Origin of the sequence: Pseudomonas sp. PvP100 (assembly GCF_017833055.1) — a bacterium.
Lineage (GTDB): Bacteria > Pseudomonadota > Gammaproteobacteria > Pseudomonadales > Pseudomonadaceae > Aquipseudomonas > Aquipseudomonas syringae.
The window spans coordinates 4,098,987-4,117,909 of sequence record NZ_JAFIBO010000001.1; the positions used below are offsets into that span (position 1 = coordinate 4,098,987).

20 protein-coding genes are annotated in these 18,923 nt (G+C 59.6%); 10 read left to right on the forward strand and 10 right to left on the reverse strand.

Features of this window, described 5'->3' with window-relative positions:
- The first annotated feature begins 77 nt into the window (after positions 1–77).
- Both JOE39_RS17610 and JOE39_RS17615 read left to right on the forward strand, forming a co-directional pair.
- Complete coding sequence (locus JOE39_RS17610; RefSeq protein ID WP_003341335.1) at positions 78–590, forward strand: dihydrofolate reductase; 513 nt, start codon at positions 78–80, stop codon at positions 588–590.
- 201 nt (positions 591–791) lie between these two features.
- Complete coding sequence (locus JOE39_RS17615) at positions 792–1,850, forward strand: phosphorylcholine phosphatase (RefSeq protein WP_032659731.1); 1,059 nt, start codon at positions 792–794, stop codon at positions 1,848–1,850.
- A gap of 41 nt (positions 1,851–1,891) precedes the next feature.
- On the opposite strand, the gene trmB is transcribed toward JOE39_RS17615, so the two are convergent.
- From trmB to JOE39_RS17635, 4 genes are all read right to left on the reverse strand, one after another.
- Positions 1,892–2,539, reverse strand: coding sequence for a tRNA (guanosine(46)-N7)-methyltransferase TrmB (trmB, locus tag JOE39_RS17620; RefSeq protein ID WP_213589853.1), 648 nt, complete (start codon positions 2,537–2,539; stop codon positions 1,892–1,894).
- 97 nt (positions 2,540–2,636) lie between these two features.
- Positions 2,637–3,431, reverse strand: a complete 795-nt coding sequence (locus tag JOE39_RS17625; RefSeq protein WP_003304387.1) for a thiazole synthase — start codon at positions 3,429–3,431, stop codon at positions 2,637–2,639.
- A 51-nt stretch (positions 3,432–3,482) separates the two neighbouring features.
- A complete protein-coding gene (thiS, locus tag JOE39_RS17630) occupies positions 3,483–3,683 on the reverse strand; it encodes a sulfur carrier protein ThiS (protein ID WP_003341343.1) in 201 nt (66 codons plus the stop codon).
- 114 nt (positions 3,684–3,797) lie between these two features.
- Positions 3,798–4,178, reverse strand: coding sequence for a DUF423 domain-containing protein (locus JOE39_RS17635; protein ID WP_003372515.1), 381 nt, complete (start codon positions 4,176–4,178; stop codon positions 3,798–3,800).
- A gap of 80 nt (positions 4,179–4,258) precedes the next feature.
- On the opposite strand from JOE39_RS17635, the gene mtgA reads away from it, so the two are divergent.
- Both mtgA and JOE39_RS17645 read left to right on the forward strand, forming a co-directional pair.
- Positions 4,259–4,969: a monofunctional biosynthetic peptidoglycan transglycosylase gene (gene mtgA, locus JOE39_RS17640; protein ID WP_096116824.1), complete on the forward strand. Its 711-nt coding sequence runs from the start codon at positions 4,259–4,261 to the stop codon at positions 4,967–4,969.
- Positions 4,970–5,438: 469 nt separating this feature from the next.
- Positions 5,439–6,386, forward strand: a complete 948-nt coding sequence (locus JOE39_RS17645; protein ID WP_024648092.1) for an IS110 family transposase — start codon at positions 5,439–5,441, stop codon at positions 6,384–6,386.
- Positions 6,387–6,986: 600 nt separating this feature from the next.
- Here JOE39_RS17645 and rpoH read toward each other — a convergent pair.
- The 4 genes from rpoH to ftsY form a co-directional block, all read right to left on the reverse strand.
- Positions 6,987–7,841: an RNA polymerase sigma factor RpoH gene (gene rpoH / locus JOE39_RS17650; RefSeq protein WP_002555629.1), complete on the reverse strand. Its 855-nt coding sequence runs from the start codon at positions 7,839–7,841 to the stop codon at positions 6,987–6,989.
- 118 nt (positions 7,842–7,959) lie between these two features.
- Positions 7,960–8,994 carry a permease-like cell division protein FtsX gene (ftsX, locus tag JOE39_RS17655; RefSeq protein WP_003393643.1) on the reverse strand — a complete coding sequence of 345 codons (1,035 nt, stop codon included), beginning with the start codon at positions 8,992–8,994 and terminating at the stop codon, positions 7,960–7,962.
- Entirely contained in the window at positions 8,991–9,662 is a 672-nt protein-coding gene (gene ftsE / locus JOE39_RS17660; RefSeq protein WP_002555631.1) for a cell division ATP-binding protein FtsE, read from the reverse strand. The genes ftsX and ftsE overlap by 4 nt, the downstream gene beginning before the upstream one ends.
- Complete coding sequence (gene ftsY / locus JOE39_RS17665; protein WP_057445891.1) at positions 9,659–11,143, reverse strand: signal recognition particle-docking protein FtsY; 1,485 nt, start codon at positions 11,141–11,143, stop codon at positions 9,659–9,661. Before ftsY ends, ftsE begins: the two co-directional genes overlap by 4 nt.
- Before the next feature lie 256 nt (positions 11,144–11,399).
- On the opposite strand from ftsY, the gene JOE39_RS17670 reads away from it, so the two are divergent.
- From JOE39_RS17670 to JOE39_RS17685, 4 genes are all read left to right on the forward strand, one after another.
- Complete coding sequence (locus tag JOE39_RS17670; protein WP_003393645.1) at positions 11,400–12,752, forward strand: pitrilysin family protein; 1,353 nt, start codon at positions 11,400–11,402, stop codon at positions 12,750–12,752.
- Entirely contained in the window at positions 12,749–14,239 is a 1,491-nt protein-coding gene (locus JOE39_RS17675) for a pitrilysin family protein (RefSeq protein ID WP_003393646.1), read from the forward strand. Before JOE39_RS17670 ends, JOE39_RS17675 begins: the two co-directional genes overlap by 4 nt.
- Entirely contained in the window at positions 14,239–14,829 is a 591-nt protein-coding gene (gene rsmD, locus JOE39_RS17680) for a 16S rRNA (guanine(966)-N(2))-methyltransferase RsmD (protein ID WP_096116738.1), read from the forward strand. The genes JOE39_RS17675 and rsmD overlap by 1 nt, the downstream gene beginning before the upstream one ends.
- Before the next feature lie 267 nt (positions 14,830–15,096).
- Positions 15,097–16,131 (forward strand): hydrolase, encoded by a 1,035-nt coding sequence (locus tag JOE39_RS17685; RefSeq protein ID WP_024664180.1) that lies wholly within the window; start codon positions 15,097–15,099, stop codon positions 16,129–16,131.
- Positions 16,132–16,145: 14 nt separating this feature from the next.
- On the opposite strand, the gene JOE39_RS17690 is transcribed toward JOE39_RS17685, so the two are convergent.
- Both JOE39_RS17690 and JOE39_RS17695 read right to left on the reverse strand, forming a co-directional pair.
- Positions 16,146–17,003 (reverse strand): sulfurtransferase, encoded by an 858-nt coding sequence (locus JOE39_RS17690; protein WP_099314869.1) that lies wholly within the window; start codon positions 17,001–17,003, stop codon positions 16,146–16,148.
- A 54-nt stretch (positions 17,004–17,057) separates the two neighbouring features.
- The gene (locus JOE39_RS17695; protein ID WP_058446874.1) at positions 17,058–17,720 is read right to left on the reverse strand and encodes a TetR/AcrR family transcriptional regulator; all 663 of its coding nucleotides are present in this window, start codon (positions 17,718–17,720) and stop codon (positions 17,058–17,060) included.
- A gap of 368 nt (positions 17,721–18,088) precedes the next feature.
- Between JOE39_RS17695 and coaD the strand changes: the two genes are divergently transcribed.
- Positions 18,089–18,568, forward strand: coding sequence for a pantetheine-phosphate adenylyltransferase (gene coaD / locus JOE39_RS17700; protein ID WP_003348749.1), 480 nt, complete (start codon positions 18,089–18,091; stop codon positions 18,566–18,568).
- A gap of 98 nt (positions 18,569–18,666) precedes the next feature.
- The gene (locus tag JOE39_RS17705; protein WP_003316325.1) at positions 18,667–18,918 is read left to right on the forward strand and encodes a YfhL family 4Fe-4S dicluster ferredoxin; all 252 of its coding nucleotides are present in this window, start codon (positions 18,667–18,669) and stop codon (positions 18,916–18,918) included.
- Positions 18,919–18,923 lie beyond the last annotated feature (5 nt).

An 18,923-nucleotide genomic window follows, 5' to 3' on the forward strand; every position in this document is an offset into this window, starting at 1 on the left:
ATAACCGCAGTCATGGGACTGAGCACGGCGCATGTCAGTTCATTCGCCTGCCCTGCGACCTCTGATATCCTCGCGGCATGAAAACTCATCTGCCCCTCAGCCTGATTGCCGCCCTCGGTGAAAACCGAGTGATTGGCGTCGACAATTCCATGCCCTGGCATTTGCCGGGGGATTTCAAATACTTCAAGGCAACGACGCTCGGCAAGCCGATCATCATGGGTCGCAAGACCTGGGATTCGTTGGGCCGCCCGCTGCCCGGCCGCCTCAATCTGGTGGTCAGCCGCCAGACCGACCTGCAGCTTGAAGGCGCAGAAGTCTTCGCTTCGCTGGACGCCGCCGTCGTGCGGGCCGAGCAGTGGGCGCAGGAACAGGGTGTCGACGAGGTGATGCTGATTGGCGGCGCGCAGCTTTACGCCCAGGGCCTCCCTCAGGCAGATCGCCTGTACCTGACTCGCGTGGCGCTTAGCCCTGATGGCGACGCGTGGTTTCCGGAATTCGATACGGCGCAGTGGGCGCTGGTATCCAACACCGAAAACGCCGCCGTCGATGACAAACCGGCTTACAACTTCGAAGTGTGGGAACGGGTCTGATCAGCAATTTTCGGCAAAATTTCGGCAAAATTTCGGCCGCTGACGAAAAACTGCAATAAAAGTGTCGTTTTTGGTTTCACTGTCGCAAATAAAGGGGCAAACGGCGTCTTTTGGCCTTTTTCGGGTCGCTGACGTACTTTTGCCTTCACAATAATTTGTTACGGTCTGCCCCTTCGTTTTTTCGACAAGGGGAAATCGCCTATGAAACTCGTGCCAAAACTGTTGGCCGCGGCCGTCTGCTTCGGGCTTGCCAGCCAGGCTATCGCAGCCACCGAACTGAAGCATTGGCCCGAGCCTGCCGCCAAGGCGCTCGACGCGATGATTGCGGCGAATGCCAACAAGGGCAATTACGCCGTCTTCGACATGGACAACACCAGCTACCGCTTCGACCTCGAAGAGGCGCTGCTACCGTTCATGGAAAACAAAGGCCTGATCACCCGCGAAAAACTCGATCCCTCGCTGAAGCTGATCCCCTTCAAAGACACCGCCGAGCACAAGGAAAGCCTGTTCAGTTACTACTATCGTCTTTGCGAAATAGACGACATGGTCTGCTACCCGTGGGTCGCGCAGGTGTTTTCCGGCTTTACGCTTCAGGAGCTCAAGGGCTACGTCGATGAGCTGATGGCCCTGAAAAAGCCGATCCCTGCGACCTACTACGAAGGCGACACCGTCAAGCAGCTCAATGTCGAACCGCCGCGGGTATTCACCGGGCAGACCGAGCTTTACAACAAGCTGATGGAAAACGGCATCGAGGTGTATGTGATGACCGCGGCGTCCGAAGAGCTGGTACGCATGGTCGCTGCCGATCCCAAGTACGGCTACAACGTCAAACCGCAGAATGTGATCGGCGTGAGCACGCTGCTCAAGGACCGCAAGACCGGCGAGCTAACTACCGCACGCAAGCAGATCACGGCGGGCAAATACGATCCGAAAAGCAACATGGGCCTGGAGCTGACGCCATACCTGTGGACGCCGGCAACCTGGATGGCGGGCAAGCAGGCGGCCATCCTGACCTACATCGATCAGTGGAAAAAACCGGTCCTGGTCGGCGGCGATACCCCGACCAGCGACGGCTACATGCTGTTTCACAGCGTCGATGTGAGCAAGGGCGGCGTGCACTTGTGGATCAACCGCAAGGACAAGTACATGACCCAGCTGAACGGCATGATCAAGGACAATGCCGCAGCTCAGGCAAAAGAGAAGCTGCCGGTCACGGCGGACAAGAACTGGGTGATCGTCAAGCCGGACGAGATTCAGTAAGCGACACAACATTGCGGGTTGCCAGCAACCCGCAAGCGCGGTCAGTCGACTTTCTCGAACTTCAGGTCCCAAACGCCGTGTCCGAGCTTCTCGCCACGGCGCTCGAACTTGGTGATCGGCCTTTCCGCAGGGCGCGGGACGTACTGGTTGTCTTCAGCCTGGTTGCGATAACCGGGCGCAACGCTCATCACTTCCAGCATGTATTCCGCGTAAGGGCCCCAATCGGTGGCCATGTGGAACACCCCGCCGACCTTCAGCTTGCTGCGCACCAGTGCGGCGAATTCAGGCTGCACGATGCGGCGCTTGTGGTGACGACTCTTGTGCCACGGGTCCGGGAAGAACAGCATCAGGCGATCCAGGCTGTTATCCGCGACGCAGCGGTTCAGCACTTCGATGGCGTCGCAATCATAGACGCGCACATTGGTCAGCCCCTGGGTCAGGACGCCGTTAAGCAGCGCGCCTACGCCTGGAGAATGCACCTCGACACCGATGAAGTCGTGCTCGGGAGCCGCAGCGGCCATTTCCAGCAGCGAGTGGCCCATGCCGAAGCCGATTTCCAACGTACGCGGCGCAACGCGACCGAACACCTGATCGAAATCCACCGGCGTGTCGGTCAGCGAAAGGCCATACAACGGGAGGCCTTGATCGAGGCCGCGCTGCTGACCTTCGGTCATACGGCCAGCTCGCATCACGAAACTCTTGATGCGGCGGTGCGGGCGCTCTTCGCCTTCTTCGACAGCAGGCGACTCTGGGTGCGGAACGTGCGAATCAGTCATCAACGGGCTCTTACTTGATCAGGCCATCCAGCGGGGAAGACGCGCTGGCATAGAGTTTTCGTGGCATGCGCCCGGCGAGGTAGGCCAGACGACCGGCAATTACGGCGTGCTTCATGGCTTCAGCCATCATTACCGGCTGCTGGGCGTGGGCGATGGCCGAGTTCATCAATACGGCTTCACAGCCCAGCTCCATCGCGATGGTGGCGTCGGAGGCAGTACCGACGCCGGCATCGACCAGCACCGGCACTTTGGTTTCTTCAAGAATGATCTGCAGGTTGTACGGGTTGCAGATCCCCAGACCGCTGCCGATCAGGCCGGCCAGCGGCATGATCGCGATACAGCCGATTTCGGCCAGCTGGCGGGCGATGATCGGGTCATCACTGGTGTAGACCATTACGTCGAAGCCGTCCTTGACCAGGATCTCGGCGGCCTTGAGGGTTTCGATCACATTCGGAAACAGGGTCTTCTGATCGGCCAGCACTTCGAGCTTGACCAGATTGCGCCCGTCGAGCAATTCGCGGGACAGGCGGCAAGTGCGTACGGCCTCGGTCGCATCGAAGCAGCCAGCGGTGTTCGGCAATATGGTGTAGCGATCAGGCGGCAGCACGTCCAGCAGGTTCGGCTCGCCGGGGTTCTGGCCCAGGTTGGTGCGGCGCACGGCAACGGTCACGATCTCGGCGCCCGAGGCTTCGATGGCCAGACGGGTCTGTTCCATATCGATGTACTTGCCGGTGCCTACCAGCAGGCGCGACTCGAAAGTCCGACCGGCCAGGACGAAGGGCTTGTCGCTGCGAACATTGCTCATCGGAAATCCTCATAACGTGCAGATTGGGTTGGGCGCAGTGCGGATTGCGAACTAGCCACCGCCAATGGCATGAACCACTTCGACCTGATCGCCTTCGCTCAAGACGGTCGTCGCATGCTGACTGCGCGGCACGATATCCAGGTTCAGTTCCACCGCGACCCGGCGCCCTGCAAGGTCCAGACGGGTCAGCAATGCCGCGACGGTTTCGCCATCGGGCAATTCATGGGGTTCGCCGTTCAACTGAATGTGCATGCGAGAGCAGCCATCATTTTTGGGGGGCCAGCATTCTAGCCCGATCAGCCGGTATGACCAAGGCAAAGCCACGCCATTCGTCTCAAGCGCGCTTGCTTTGCGGGGAGCAGACACTCAAGGAGGCGAACCCAGCCTCCAGGCCGCCAGACCCAGCATCGACCAGCCGAACAGAAATGCCAGACCACCGAACGGCGTGATGATGCCCAGCTTGCTGAACCCGGTGAGGGTCAGGGCGTAGAGGCTGCCGGAAAACAGCAGAATGCCGACCGCGAAGGAGAATCCGGCCCAGGTTATCAGGCGTCCGGGGATGTGCGTTGCCAGGATCGCCACGCCGAGCAGGGCCAGCGCGTGAATCAGTTGATAAAGCACACCGGTGTGGAACACCGCCAGGTACTCGGCACTCAGGCGTTCCTTGAGGCCGTGGGCGGCAAATGCGCCCAGGGCCACACCGGTGAAGCCGAAGAAAGCGGCCAGCATCAAAAAGCTACGAAGCATCAGGAACTCCAGTGAAAAATCGTCGGAAGGCGCACGGTCTGTATAATGGCCCGCTCAACGGGTTCGGCCAAGCCATCTCTATGCTGCAGTCTATTCTTCGTCGCCTCTTCAAAGCCCTGCTGTGGTTCGCCGCAGGCAGTGTTCTCGTGGTCCTGGTTTTGCGCTGGGTGCCGCCACCGGGCACCGCGCTGATGGTCGAGCGCAAAGTCGAATCCTGGTTCGACGGCGAGCCTATCGGCCTGCAACGCGACTGGGAACCGTTGGACAAAATCTCCGACAACCTGAAAATCGCAGTCATTGCCGGCGAAGACCAGAAATTCGCCGAGCACTGGGGTTTCGACGTCGACGCGATTCAAGCGGCCATTCTGCATAACGAGCGTGGCGGCTCGATACGCGGCGCCAGCACCCTCAGCCAGCAGGTGTCGAAAAACCTGTTCCTGTGGTCCGGCCGCAGCTACCTGCGCAAGGGGCTGGAAGCCTGGTTCACCCTGCTTATCGAGCTGCTCTGGTCCAAGGAGCGCATCCTTGAGGTGTACCTCAACAGTGTCGAGTGGGACGAAGGTGTATTCGGCGCCCAGGCCGCGGCGCAACACCACTTCCGCACCAACGCCAGCGCGCTGTCGGCGCAGCAGGCCAGCTACCTCGCCGCCGTCCTGCCCAACCCGCGCCAGTGGAGCGCCAGCCACCCGAGTAGCTACGTCTCTCGCCGCGCAGGCTGGATTCGTCAGCAGATGCGTCAGCTGGGTGGGGATGAGTATTTGCAGGGGCTGAATAGCAGCCGTCGCTGGTGATGTTTGCGCTCGGTTTCAATGGCCTCTCGCTACCTACGTTCGAGCATGAGAACGGGCCTTTGTAGGAGCGAACTTGTTCGCGAAGGCTTTGTTTTCAACGCCAAATCTTCTGCGACTGTACGGGCCCTTTCGCGAACAAGTTCGCTCCTACGTTTGGGCATGGGAGCCGGATGGCTTTTGTAGGAGCGAACTTGTTCGCGAAGGCTTTGTTTCAAACGACGAATCTTTTGCGACTGTACGGGCCCTTTCGCGAACAAGTTCGCTTGTATGGTAAGACTTGAAGGGAGGAGGAGGGACTTAGTTCGCTTCTGACTGTTCGCGCAGTACAGACCCGTAGGAGATTTCACCCCTCCTCCTTTCACCCAAGCGCCGATAAAGAATGCTTAAGGCTCACAACCTACGATAGAAACAAGCCTGCGCCTCTGGGTGGCCCCTTCAAGTCTGTAAACCTTATCCCCGAGGAGGCGTTATGGCAATGCGGGTTACTCTGGAAAAACCGATCATCGGTGTAGATGTCGCCAAGAATGAGCTGGTGATCTACCACGATCAATATGATCGACTTGAGGCAATCCCCAATACCAAAGTCGCCATCACCCAATGGCTGAAGGCCTTGGCGAGCAGCTGCGCCATCGCCATCGAAGCCACTAACGTCTATCACGTCCTGTTCGCGGATGCGGCCCACGAAGCAGGCTGTGACGTTTATATGGTGGATGGCTATCAGCTCAGTCATTACCGTAAAGGCGTCAACATACGCGCCAAAACCGATGCCCAAGATGCTCGTTTGTTGGCCCGATACCTGAAAAACGAGCTTGATGAGTTGCGGCCCTGGATACCTGCGAGCCCGCTTTATCGGCAGCTTCTGAGCCTGTTCCGACGTCGTGCAGCCTTGGTTCAGGCTCGTACTGGCCTGGTACAAAGCTGGACCAACGAGCCTTTTCTGAGAACAGCGTTCGCCAATCAGGTCAACTCGATGAAACGATTTGAGGCGCTCGTTGAAAAGAAGATTCGCGATGTACTGCAGGAAGCCGGGCTGATGAGGCAGGTCAACCGCTGTATGAAAGTAGAAGGGATCGGCTTTCTGACTGCAGCTCGTTTGGTCACTTCTTTTCAGCGAGGCGAGTTCAGCGCAGCGAACGCCTTTATCGCGTTTCTTGGGCTGGACCTGAGAGTATCCAAATCAGGGCAAAGTGATGGACCTCGTCGATTGACCAAACGCGGCGATCCAGAAGCCCGACGGTTGCTGCACAACGCGGCTATGTCCGGGAGCCGTACGCCGGCCTGGAAGCCTTTTTATGAAGAGCAGAGAAAGCGTGGCTTTAGTACAACTCAAGCGCTGGTCATGCTCTCCCGAAAGTTGGCTCGAGTAGTCTTCGCTCTGTTAAAGAACCAGAGCGAATATCAAACAAAAGTGGCTTGAGGGCTTTCCCAAAACCATAGAATCTCCTACGTTTGGGCATGGGAGCCGGATGGCTTTTGTAGGAGCGAACCTGTTCGCGAAGGCATTGTTTCGAACGACAAATCTTCTGCGACTGTACTAGCCCTTTCGCGAACAAGTTCGCTCCTACGTTTGGGCATGGGAGCCGGATGGCCTTTGTAGGAGCGAACTTGTTCGCGAAGGCATTGTTTCAAACGGCAAATCTTCTGCGCCTGTACTGGCCCTTTCGCGAACAAGTTCGCTCCTACGTTCGGGCATGGGAACGGGCTTTTGTAGGAGCGAACTTGTTCGCGAAGGCTTTGTTTTCAACACCAAATCTTCTGCGACTGTACGGGCCCTTTCGCGAACAGGTTCGCTCCTACGTTTGGGTATGGGAGCCGGATGGCTTTTGTAGGAGCGAACTTGTTCGCGAAGGCTTCGTTTTCAACGCCAAATCTTCTGCGACTGTACGGGCCCTTTCGCGAACAAGTTCGCTCCTACGTTTGGGCATTGGAGCGCAAACGCACAGCATCGACCCGGTAGCTGTCACCAGAAACAAAAACGCCCCGATCATCTCGGGGCGTTTTTCGTTGCCGGGTAGCCTTACGCAGCTATCGACGTCTTGAGCTTGTTCATGGCGCTTTTTTCCAGCTGACGAATACGCTCGGCGGAGACGTTGTACTTCTGCGCCAGGTCGTGCAGCGTGGCTTTTTCTTCTGCCAGCCAGCGCTGGTAGAGGATGTCACGGCTGCGTTCGTCCAGCACGTCCAGCGCCTGATGCAGATTGGCGGTGGAGTTGTCGGTCCAGTCGGAGTCTTCCAGTTGACGCGCCGGGTCGTAGCGGTGGTCTTCCAGGTAGTTGGCCGGCGACTGAAACGCGCTGTCGTCGTCCGCTTCGGCTGCCGGGTCGAACGCCATGTCGTGGCCCGTCAGACGGCTTTCCATCTCACGCACTTCACGCGGCTCGACGCCCAGGCTTTCTGCGACACGATGCACTTCATCATTGTTCAGCCAGGCCAGACGCTTTTTCTGGCTGCGCAGGTTGAAGAACAGCTTGCGTTGCGCCTTGGTCGTGGCGACCTTGACGATGCGCCAGTTACGCAGGATGAACTCGTGAATTTCGGCCTTGATCCAGTGCACAGCAAAAGACACCAGACGCACGCCCATTTCCGGGTTGAAACGCTTCACGGCCTTCATCAGACCGACGTTACCTTCCTGGATCAGGTCGGCCTGAGCCAGACCGTAACCCGAATAACTGCGCGCGATGTGCACGACGAATCGCAGGTGGGCGAGGACCATTTGACGGGCCGCGTCCAGATCCTGCTCATAGTAGAGACTCTCAGCCAGTTCACGCTCCTGCTCGGGCGTCAGCAAGGGAATGCTGTTGACCGTGTGCACATAGGCCTCGAGGTTCGCACCCGGGACTAGAGCATAAGCAGGTTGCAAAGAAGTGGTCATACGAAAAAACCTCCAGCGCACAGGTAATGTGCAGTTCAGCATTAGCCAGATTGACCCGGAACCGCTAACCAAGTTCCTTGATATTCAGAGGCCAGTCTGGTGAAACAATAATGTGGCTCTACCGGGGCGCCAGTTCACGAAGATGTCGGGCCACCGCAATCCAGGCACCGATATACCCTAACAGAACCGCTCCAAGCAAGAGGGAAAGACCATCACCCATCGGCACACCGGCCAGCGCAAAGTCACTTCCATAGAGACCTGCCAGTCCGACAACCGCGCCGTTCAGCCAGTTCAGGCCGTAAGCCAGAACGCCCCAGGACAGGATGCCTGCCCCGAAGCCGTACAGCGCGCCCATATAAAGGAAAGGCCTGCGCACGTAGCTGTCGGTACCGCCGACCAGCTTGATGACTTCGATTTCGATGCGGCGGTTTTCAATGTGTAGACGAATTGTGTTACCAATTACTAACAGCAAAGCCGAGACCAGCAAAACCGTCAAGCCGAAAACGAAACGGTCACCCAGTTTGAGGATCGCGGCCAGCCTTTCAACCCAGACCAGGTCCAGTTGCGCCTGTTCTACTTTAGGCAATTCGGCCAGTCGCGTACGCAAGGCTTCCAGCGCAGGTTTGTCCACTTCGTCCGGCGTCACCAGCACCACGCCCGGAAGCGGGTTCTCCGGCAATTCCTTGAGCGCCTCGCCTAACCCGGACTGTTGCTTGAACTCACCCAACGCCTGTTCGCTGCTGATGTACTCGGCATCTGCCACACCGGGCATTGCCTTGATCTCATCGCGCAAACGTGTGCCATCAGCGGTGCTGGCATCCAGGTTCAGGTAGATCGAAATCTGCGCCGCGCGCTGCCACGAACCGCCTAGACGCTCGACGTTGCTCAGCAGCAACGACAAGCCCATCGGCAGGCTCAAGGCTATCGCCATCACCAGACAGGTAAAGAAACTGCCAATCGGTTGCTTGCCCAGACGTCGCAGGCTGTCCAGCAAACTGGAGCGATGGCTTTCCAGCCAGGCGGACAGCAGCGCGCTGAAATCAGGGCCGTCGTCATCGTGGTCATGGCGCTGCTTTTTCTGTTTCGGCGGCACCGGATCGGCGGCTTTTGGCGCGACGCGCTCTGAAACCTTGGGGCTGCGTGTGGCACTCATACTCCGGCCTCCCCGTCACCGATCAGACGACCGCGCTGCAGGGTCAGCATGCGATGGCGCATACGGGCGATCAATGCAAGGTCGTGACTGGCAATCAGCACGCTGGTCCCCAGTCGGTTGATATCTTCAAACACCCCCATGATCTCCGCCGCCAGGCGTGGATCGAGGTTACCGGTCGGTTCATCGGCAAGCAGCAGGGCCGGACGGTGAACAATGGCGCGGGCAATGCCGACACGCTGCTGCTGACCGGTAGAGAGGTCACCCGGGTACAGCTCGGCCTTGTCGGACAACGCCACCCGCTCAAGCGCCGAGTCGACCCGCTTGGCGATCTCGGGCTTGGACAGGCCGAGGATCTGCAAGGGCAACGCGATGTTGTTGAACACCGTGCGATCGAAGAGCAACTGGTGATTCTGGAACACCACGCCGATCTGACGACGCAGAAACGGGATTTGTGCGTTGCTGATTTGCCCAAGGTCCTGACCGGCCAGCATCAGTTTGCCGGTGGTCGGACGCTCCATGGCCAGCAACAGGCGCAGCAGCGTGCTTTTGCCGGCACCGGAATGACCGGTGACGAACAAAAACTCGCCGCGACGTACTCGAAAGCTCAGTTCATGCAACCCGACATGTCCATTCGGGTAGCGCTTACCGACCTGCTCGAATCGAATCATGGACGCTCCCGCTCCGCAAACAATGCCTGAACAAAGGGTTCGGCCTCGAAGGTACGCAGATCATCGATACCTTCACCGACGCCGATATAGCGAATCGGCAAGCCGAACTGCTTGGCCAGGGCGAAAATCACGCCGCCCTTGGCGGTGCCATCGAGCTTGGTCAGCGCCAGCCCGGTCAGCGTGACGGTCTGGTTGAATTGCTTGGCCTGATTGATAGCGTTCTGCCCGGTGCCCGCATCGAGGACCAGCAGGACTTCATGAGGAGCGTCTGCGTCCAGCTTGCCGATCACACGGCGAACCTTCTTCAACTCCTCCATCAGGTTGTCCTTGGTGTGCAGACGACCAGCGGTGTCGGCGATCAGCACGTCGATGCCACGAGCCTTGGCGGCCTGCACGGCATCGAAGATGACAGAAGCCGAGTCGGCACCGGTGTGCTGGGCGATGACCGGTATGTGATTACGCTCACCCCAGACCTGCAATTGCTCGACAGCTGCAGCGCGGAACGTGTCGCCCGCCGCCAGCATGACCTTCTTGCCTTCCAGTTGCAGCTTCTTGGCCAGCTTGCCGATGGTCGTGGTCTTGCCCGCGCCATTGACGCCGACCACCAGAATCACGAACGGCCTGTGTTCGGACTTGATCACCAGCGGTTGCTCGACAGGCTTGAGCATCGCGGCCAGCTCGCCCTGCAACGAGGTGTACAGTGCCTGGGCGTCGGTCAACTGCTTGCGCGCGACCTTCTGGGTCAGGCTCTTGATGATCACCGAGGTGGCTTCAACGCCGACATCGGCGGTCAGCAGACGGGTTTCGATTTCTTCCAGCAGGTCGTCATCGATGGCCTTCTTGCCCAGAAACAGGCTGGCCATGCCCTCGCCGATGCTGGCGCTGGTCTTCGACAGGCCCTGCTTGAGACGTGCAAAGAAGCCGACCTTGCCGGTTTCCGGCTCAGGTGTCGGCGCAGGCGCCGGCACTGCAAGCTCTTGCGCAGCAGGCTGAACCGGCTGCGGCTGTGGCTCTGCAACGGGTTGAACCAGCAACGGCTCAGGCATCGCCAGCGGCGAGATATCCGCTACTGATTCCGCTACGACGGGTTCAGGCTCCAGCGGTTCGGGCACAACCTGGGCATGGTTTTGTTCAGGAATGGCCGGCGTGACATGCGGCTCGCGCTCGTCACTCAAGGCCACCGGCTCTTCAGTCACCGGCAAGGTCAACCAGGGCTGAGGCGACGGCGCGCCGGGCTCCACATGCAGTTGCGATGCAGGCGCAGCTGCTTCGACAGTGACTTCGGGCACCGATTGCGAGGCAACATGAGGCTCAACCTGCGGCGTCGCGGCCACCTGATCGGCGATCGGGTCGGGTTGCGTCGGGGATGATTCTGCTGGCTTCGGCTCGGCTTGCTGCGGCTTCTTGCGCAGCCATCCGAACAGGCCTTTCTTCTCTCCAGCCTCGGCTGGGGTCTTCTTGTCGTCGTTGGAACCAAACATGGATGACGGCTATCTCAAGGTTGCGGGGCGCCAGAGGGCGACCCGGAAAAATTCTGACATGCAAAACAGACTGCGTTTAGGACTTCTTGTTCACTCATCGGCCGCTTGTGCAGCTACCTTTACCTGCGTTTCAGACAGGTTTCACTCGCAATCGGCCAGTGAAGGCTGTCTCTGAAGCAAACGGATCAGTATCCTAACACCCCCGCGCCCGCCGACGCTAAGTTCAAGCGGGCCGTCCTACAGGTTCAAACTACGAATGAATGCTTTAGCCCGCCGCGCCGCAGGCCTGCTGCTCAGCACAATTTGTCTGCCTTTGACAGCATTGGCTGCCGATCCGCAACCGACTCACGAATTCACCCTCGACAATGGCCTGAAGGTTGTTGTCCGCGAAGACCACCGGGCTCCAGTGGTGGTTTCGCAGATCTGGTACAAAGTCGGCTCCAGCTACGAAACGCCGGGCCAGACCGGTCTGTCCCACGCGCTTGAGCACATGATGTTCAAAGGCAGCAGCAAAACCGGACCGGGCGAGTCTTCGCTGATTCTGCGCGATCTGGGCGCTGAAGAGAATGCGTTCACCAGCGACGACTACACCGCTTATTACCAGGTGCTGGCGCGAGACCGTCTGAGCGTGGCGCTGGAACTGGAAGCCGATCGTATGGCGACCCTGAAACTGCCCGCCGACGAGTTCAGCCGCGAGATCGAGGTTATCAAGGAAGAGCGTCGCCTGCGTACCGATGACCAGCCAATGGGCAAGGCGTTCGAGCGCTTCAAGGCGATGGCCTACCCTGCCAGCGGCTATCACACGCCGACCATCGGCTGGATGGCGGACCTGGAGCGCATGAAGGTCGAAGAACTGCGCCACTGGTACGAATCCTGGTATGCGCCGAACAACGCCACGCTGGTGGTGGTCGGTGATGTGCAGCCGGGCGACGTCAAAGCCCTGGCAGAACGCTTCTTCGGATCGATCCCGCGCCGCGATGTACCGCCTTCGAAAAAACCGCTTGAACTGGCCGAACCCGGCGAGCGCAAGATCACCCTGCACGTCAAAACCCAGTTGCCGAGCCTGATCTACGGTTTCAACGTACCGAGTGTCGCAACTGCTGAGGATTCACGCTCGGCCAACGCACTGCGCCTGATTGCAGCGCTGCTCGACGGTGGTTACAGCGCACGCATTTCCTCACGCCTGGAACGTGGCGAAGAGCTGGTCTCCGGTGCCTCGTCGCGTTACGACGCGTTCGCTCGCGGCGACAGCCTGTTCATGATCAGCGCCACACCCAACCTGCAGAAGAAGAAAACCCTGGCCGACGTGGAAGCCGGAATCTGGCGCCTGCTCGATGAGCTGAAAACCAAGGCACCGTCCGCCGAGGAGCTGGAGCGTGTCCGGGCTCAGGTAATTGCCAGTGTGGTCTACGAGCGCGACTCGATCACCAGCCAGGCAACCATGATCGGAGAGCTGGAAACCGTCGGCCTGTCCTGGAAGCTGATGGACAATGAACTGGAGGCGCTGCAGAGCGTAACCCCGCAAGACATCCAGAAAGCTGCCAACACCTATTTCACCCGTGAGCGCCTCAGCGTTGCGCACGTTCTGCCTGAGGAGAAAGCCAAATGATCACGCGCAATGCTCCACGTCATGCGCTGCTTGGCCTGATCCTGGCCGGTTCGCTCGGTGCCTTTGTCGCACTGCCAGCCCTGGCCGACGACGCCCCTGCCGAGCCAAGCCAGGCCGCTCCCGCGCTGGGCAGCAACTTGCAGACTCTCAAGGAACTGGACGGCAAGGCTCCGGCCCGTCGCGCCCTGAATATCCAGACCTGGAATACCGCCGAGGGCGCTCGCGTGCTGTTCGTGGAGTCCCGCGAGTTGCCGATGTTCGACATGCGTCTGACGTTCGCTGCGGGCAGCAGCCAGGACCAGAAATCGCCCGGCATTGCCCTGCTGACCAACGCCATGCTCAACGAAGGCATCAAAGGCAAGGACGTCAACGCGATCGCCCAGGGTTTCGAAGGTCTGGGCGCCGACTTCAGCAACGGATCCTACCGCGACATGGCGGTGGCTTCGTTACGCAGCCTGAGCGCTGCGGACAAGCGCGATCCGGCCCTGAAGCTGTTCAGTGAAGTGGTGGGCAAGCCCACCTTCCCTGCCGACTCTCTGGCCCGCATCAAGAACCAGTTGATCGCCAGCTTCGAGACTCAGAAACAGAACCCAGGCGCTATCGCCAGCAAGGAACTGTTCAATCGTCTGTACGGTGATCACCCCTACGCTCACCCGAGCGAAGGCGACGCCAAGAGCGTCAATGCCATCACCCTGGCTCAGCTCAAGGCATTCCACGCCAAGGGCTATGCGGCGGGCAATGCAGTGATTGCTCTGGTCGGTGACCTGTCGCGAGACGAAGCACAGGCCATCGCGGCACAGGTCTCTGCCTCGTTGCCCAAAGGCCCGGCGCTGGCCAAGGTCGCTGATCCGGTCGAGCCCAAGGCCGGCACTACGCACATCGAATTTGCCTCCAACCAGACGCACCTGATGCTCGCGCAGCTGGGTGTCGACCGCAACGATCCGGACTACGCGGCGCTGACCGTGGGTAACTCGGTATTGGGCGGTGGCGGCTTCGGCAGCCGGCTGATGACCGAAGTGCGGGAAAAACGCGGCCTGACCTACGGCGTGTCTTCCGGCTTCACCGCCATGCAGGTGGCGGGCCCATTCATGATCGGCCTGCAGACGCGCGCGGAAATGAGCGAAAACACCCTCAAGCTGGTGCAGGACATCATTCGAGACTTCCTCGCCAATGGTCCGACCCAGAAAGAAGTCGACGATGTTAAGCGCGAACTGACCGGTAGCTTCCCGCTGACCGCAGCCAGCAATTCGGCCATCGTGGGACAGTTGGGCGCCATCGGCTTCTACAACCTGCCGTTGACCTACCTCGAGGACTACATGGCCGCCGCCCAGAACGTGACCGTCGAACAGGTGAAAGCGGCAATGAGCAAGCACCTGAGCGCCGACAAGATGGTCATCGTCACCGTGGGTCCGACCGTTGAGCAAAAACCATTGCCGGCGCCGACCGACAAACCCGTCCGCCAACCTGCAGGGGTCCCGGAACACTGATGGCCAATCCACGTCCGAAGGGCCACAACGGCCTGGGTCAGCTTCGTATCATCGGCGGAGAGTGGGGCAGCCGCCGCCTGACCTTCCCCGACGCCCCAGGCTTGCGCCCGACACCTGATCGCGTGCGCGAAACCCTGTTCAACTGGCTGGCCCCCTACATCGCCGGCGCCAGGGTGCTGGACGTTTTCACGGGCAGCGGCGCGCTGTATTTCGAAGCCTTGTCGCGTGGCGCCAGCATGGGCCTGGCCCTGGACAGCAACGCGGCAGCCATCGCCAGCCTGCGCCAGAACCTCAATGCACTGAACTGCACCAGCGGCCAGGTCTCCCAGACCGACGCCCTGCGCCATCTGGAAACCGCCACCGCGTCGCCCTTCGACGTCGTGTTCCTCGACCCGCCCTTCCATCAGGGCCTGCTGGCATCAGCCTGCAACCTGCTGGAAAGCCACGGCTGGCTGGCCGACACCGCCTGGATCTACACCGAAAGCGAAACACCGCCATCGACCACCGGCTTGCCGGGCAGCTGGCGATTGCACCGCGAGAAAAAGGCCGGGCAGGTGTATTACGCCTTGTGGCAGCGGGGCAAGGGCTGACAGCTCACGTACCAATGCTCCGCGTTTGGCATGCAGCTCTTGACGACGCAGAGCGTCATGAACGGCATTCCCACGCTGGAGCGTGCGGAACGAGACTCTTGTAACTATCGTGCCGATGCTCTGCGTCGGCATGCAGTTCTGGACGCTCTGCGTCCTCGTGGTCATGCAGAGTGTCATGAATACATTCCGGCGCTTCCCCCTTACATCCCGGACTGCTTAGTGGCAACGTATAGCCAGTCACCCCTGAACTGATCGTTGAGCAAGCACGTGTCCACACGCCCTACCTTTCTGTCCCATGCCAATCCATTCGTCCCGGCCGTCGGCATGGGCAATCCGCATTTGCAGACGCTTTGGGGGCCGCTGCTGCGCAAGCCGACGTTGCTGGCGCGTACGCGCGAGCGGTTGTGGTTGCAGGACGGGGACTTTCTGGACATGGACTGGCATGGTCCGGATGAGTCCGATAAACCCTTGGTGCTGGTATTGCACGGCCTGACCGGGTCGTCCAACTCGCCCTATGTTGCCGGCCTGCAAAAGGCCATGGCAGCGCTGGGCTGGCCGAGTGTGGCGTTGAACTGGCGCGGTTGCTCGGGAGAACCCAACCTGCTGTCGCGCAGTTATCATTCCGGGGCGAGCGAGGATCTGGCCGAGGTGATCGCCCATTTGCGTTCGCTGCGGCCATTGGCCCCGATTTATGCGGCGGGGTATTCGCTGGGCGGCAATGTGCTGCTCAAGTACCTCGGCGAATCCGGCGCTGGCAGTGATTTACAGGGCGCCGTGGCGGTGTCTGTGCCGTTTCGTCTGGACGAATGCGCCAACCGTATCGGTCAAGGCTTCTCGCGGGTTTATCAGCGCCACTTCATGCGCGAAATGCTGGCCTATATCCGTGACAAGCAGCATCGGTTCCAGCATGAAGGCATCAGCGAGGGCCTGGCCGAACTCGCCGCGCTGGGCTCACTGGAGAACATGCGCACCTTCTGGGACTTCGATGGCCGGGTGACTGCGCCGCTGCACGGTTTTACCGATGCCACGGATTATTACCGCAGGGCGTCCAGCCGCTACTACCTGGGCCAGATTCAGACGCCGACGCTGATCATCCAGTCGAGCGACGACCCGTTCGTGTTCCCTCACAGCCTGCCGGAGCCCAGCGAGCTATCGTCCTGCACCGAATTCGAACTGCACACCAAGGGCGGGCATGTAGGCTTCGTCGAAGGCTCGCTTCGTAATCCGCGCTATTACCTCGAACGTCGCATCCCGCTGTGGCTATGCGCCACCCAAGAGCGCGACGGCTCGCCCACTAGTTGATAACTGATAACGAATCAATCGGCGCCCGTGGCGATTTCACGCTCAGGATCGTTGATCCACTCGCTCCACGAACCCGCATACAGCGTTGCCAGCGGATAGCCGGCCAGACACAGGGCGAACAGGTTGTGGCAGGCGGTGACACCTGAACCGCAATAGGACACCAGGCTCTCGGGCGGGCGGCCCTGCAGCTTTTCAGCGAAACGCTGCCTGAGCTGCTCCGGCGGCAAAAATCGTCCATCCGCGCCAAGGTTGTCAGTGCAGGCCGCACACTGCGCACCGGGAATATGCCCGGCCACCGGATCCAGAGGTTCTACATCGCCTCGAAAGCGGGCTTCGGCGCGCGCGTCGATCAAGGTCATTTCCGGGCGTCCCAGACGCCCCTGCAAGCGACTGCCGCTGAGCACCATGGACATGTCCGGCTCACCGCTGAAATGACCGGTTTCACGGTTGGGCGCATCCAGGCTCAACGGCAGCCCCGCGGCGTGCCAGGCCTTCAGCCCGCCATCTAGCAGGTAGACGCCTTCACGCTTGCCCATCCAGGCCAGCAACCACCAGGCCCGTGCGGCATACATTCCCGGACCATCGTCATAGAGCACCACGTCGCTGTCGGCGTTGATGCCCCATGCCTGAAAGCATTGCAGCAAAGCGGCGGGATCGGGCAGTGGATGACGTCCGGTCTTGCCCTTGATCACAGGCCCGCTGAGGTCGCGCTTCAGATCGGCAAAAGACGCGCCTTCGATACGCCCCTGGGCATAACTGCGTTGACCATAGTCGGAATCTTCGAGCGCGTAGCGGCAATCGAGAATCACCAGGCCTGGAGTTTTCTGGCGTTCAGCCAGTTGCTCAGGGTTGATCAGTTGCGCAATGGACATGACACTCTCCCGTGGCAGAGAACCGACAAGCTGGCTGCTCGTCGGTCCCGGAATTCACATCAGAACCTCTGGCAGCGATGCGTGAAACGTTTCGCACAGTGAATCGAACGCTTCGCGAGCCTGAGGCGCGACAAAAACAGATTCGAGCATAAGTACCTGATAGACGCCACGTCGAATAGCCGACTGGTTGATCTCCGTGGAGTTTTCCCGATTGGTGCACAGAAAACGCACCCACGACGTCAGGACGATCCAGGTGTTGAGACTGGTCCATTCGATCTGCGACTCATCCATCTTCAGGATGCCTGCCTTGATGAATCCCCGGTAGATGGTCATCGCCTGCATCAGGCAGCGGTATGAAAAACGCCGATAACGCCGCGCCAGTTCCTCATCCGACGTCAGCAGGTGCTCAAGGTCACGGTGCAGAAAACGGTAGCGCCACATGGCGTCGATGATCGCCAGGAAATAATCGCGCTTGTCCTCGATGGTCGGCGTACGGTCGGCTGGCAGGGTCAGGAAACTGCCGATCAGCACCTCGTACTCGGAGAACAGTTCGGCGATGATCGCCTGCTTGTTGGCGAAGTGGTAATAGAGATTGCCGGGCGAAATTTCCATGTGCGCAGCGATGTGATTGGTGGTCACACTACGCTCGCCCTGCTGATTGAACAGTTCCAGACTGGTTTGCACGATTCGTTCACGGGTTTTGGTACGCGGTGCCATGCTGGGTCGGACCACTCTATGCTGATCAGATGATGGCAATCTTAGCGCAGGCTGATGCTGCAATGGTGGCAGAATCGTTGCGTTGAGAGTGTCATGTCGACGCAGGCATACACATCTGGGTCAATACCGGACGGATCGAAAAACCCGAGAACACCCCGCTCGTCAATCAGCGTCCGTCTTACAAACTTTTTCATCCGCTGACCAGCCATCTATGACTGCGCCAAATAGCCCCAAAGTCAGGGATTTCAGCAGAAACATGGCCGATAATCGGCGCAATACGACGTTTGATACCCGCTACGCAGCTTGGCCCATCGGGAAGGCTGCGATACCATCCGAGTCCCACAACGGACTCCGACCAGGACGACGCGATGAACCGAGTGTTGTACCCAGGCACCTTCGACCCGATTACCAAGGGCCATGGAGATTTGGTCGAGCGCGCCTCGCGCCTGTTCGACCAAGTGGTCATTGCGGTTGCCGCCAGCCCGAAGAAAAACCCGCTGTTCCCTCTGGAGCAACGCGTCGAGCTGGCCCGCGAAGTCACCAAGCACTTGCCCAATGTGGAAGTGGTCGGTTTTTCGACCCTGCTGGCGCATTTTGCCAAGGAACAGAATGCCAATGTCTTTCTGCGCGGACTTCGTGCCGTGTCGGATTTCGAATACGAGTTTCAGTTGGCCAATATGAATCGTCAGCTGGCACCGGACGTCGAAAGCCTGTTCCTCACGCCCTCGGAGCGCTACTCGTTCATTTCCTCGACCTTAGTGCGGGAAATCGCCGCGTTGGGCGGTGATATCACCAAATTCGTACATCCTGCAGTTGCCCAGGCGCTGACCGAGCGCTTCAAGCGCTAGACTCGCTGCATGTGAAGGTGCATCCCGAAGCCTAATGCGGCACAATTCGCCGCATTGGTTTTAATGTGCCCCGGCGTCGGCCGCGGCAGGAGCAATTCATGTCCCTTATCATCACTGACGATTGCATAAACTGCGACGTCTGCGAACCCGAGTGCCCAAACGAGGCGATTTCACAAGGTGAGGAGATCTACGTGATCAACCCGAACCTGTGCACCGAATGCGTCGGTCACTACGACGAGCCTCAATGTCAGCAGGTTTGCCCGGTCGACTGCATCCCTCTGGATGAGAATCACGTCGAGAGTAAAGAACAGTTGATGGACAAGTACCGGATCATCACCAGCAAGGCCTGATAACG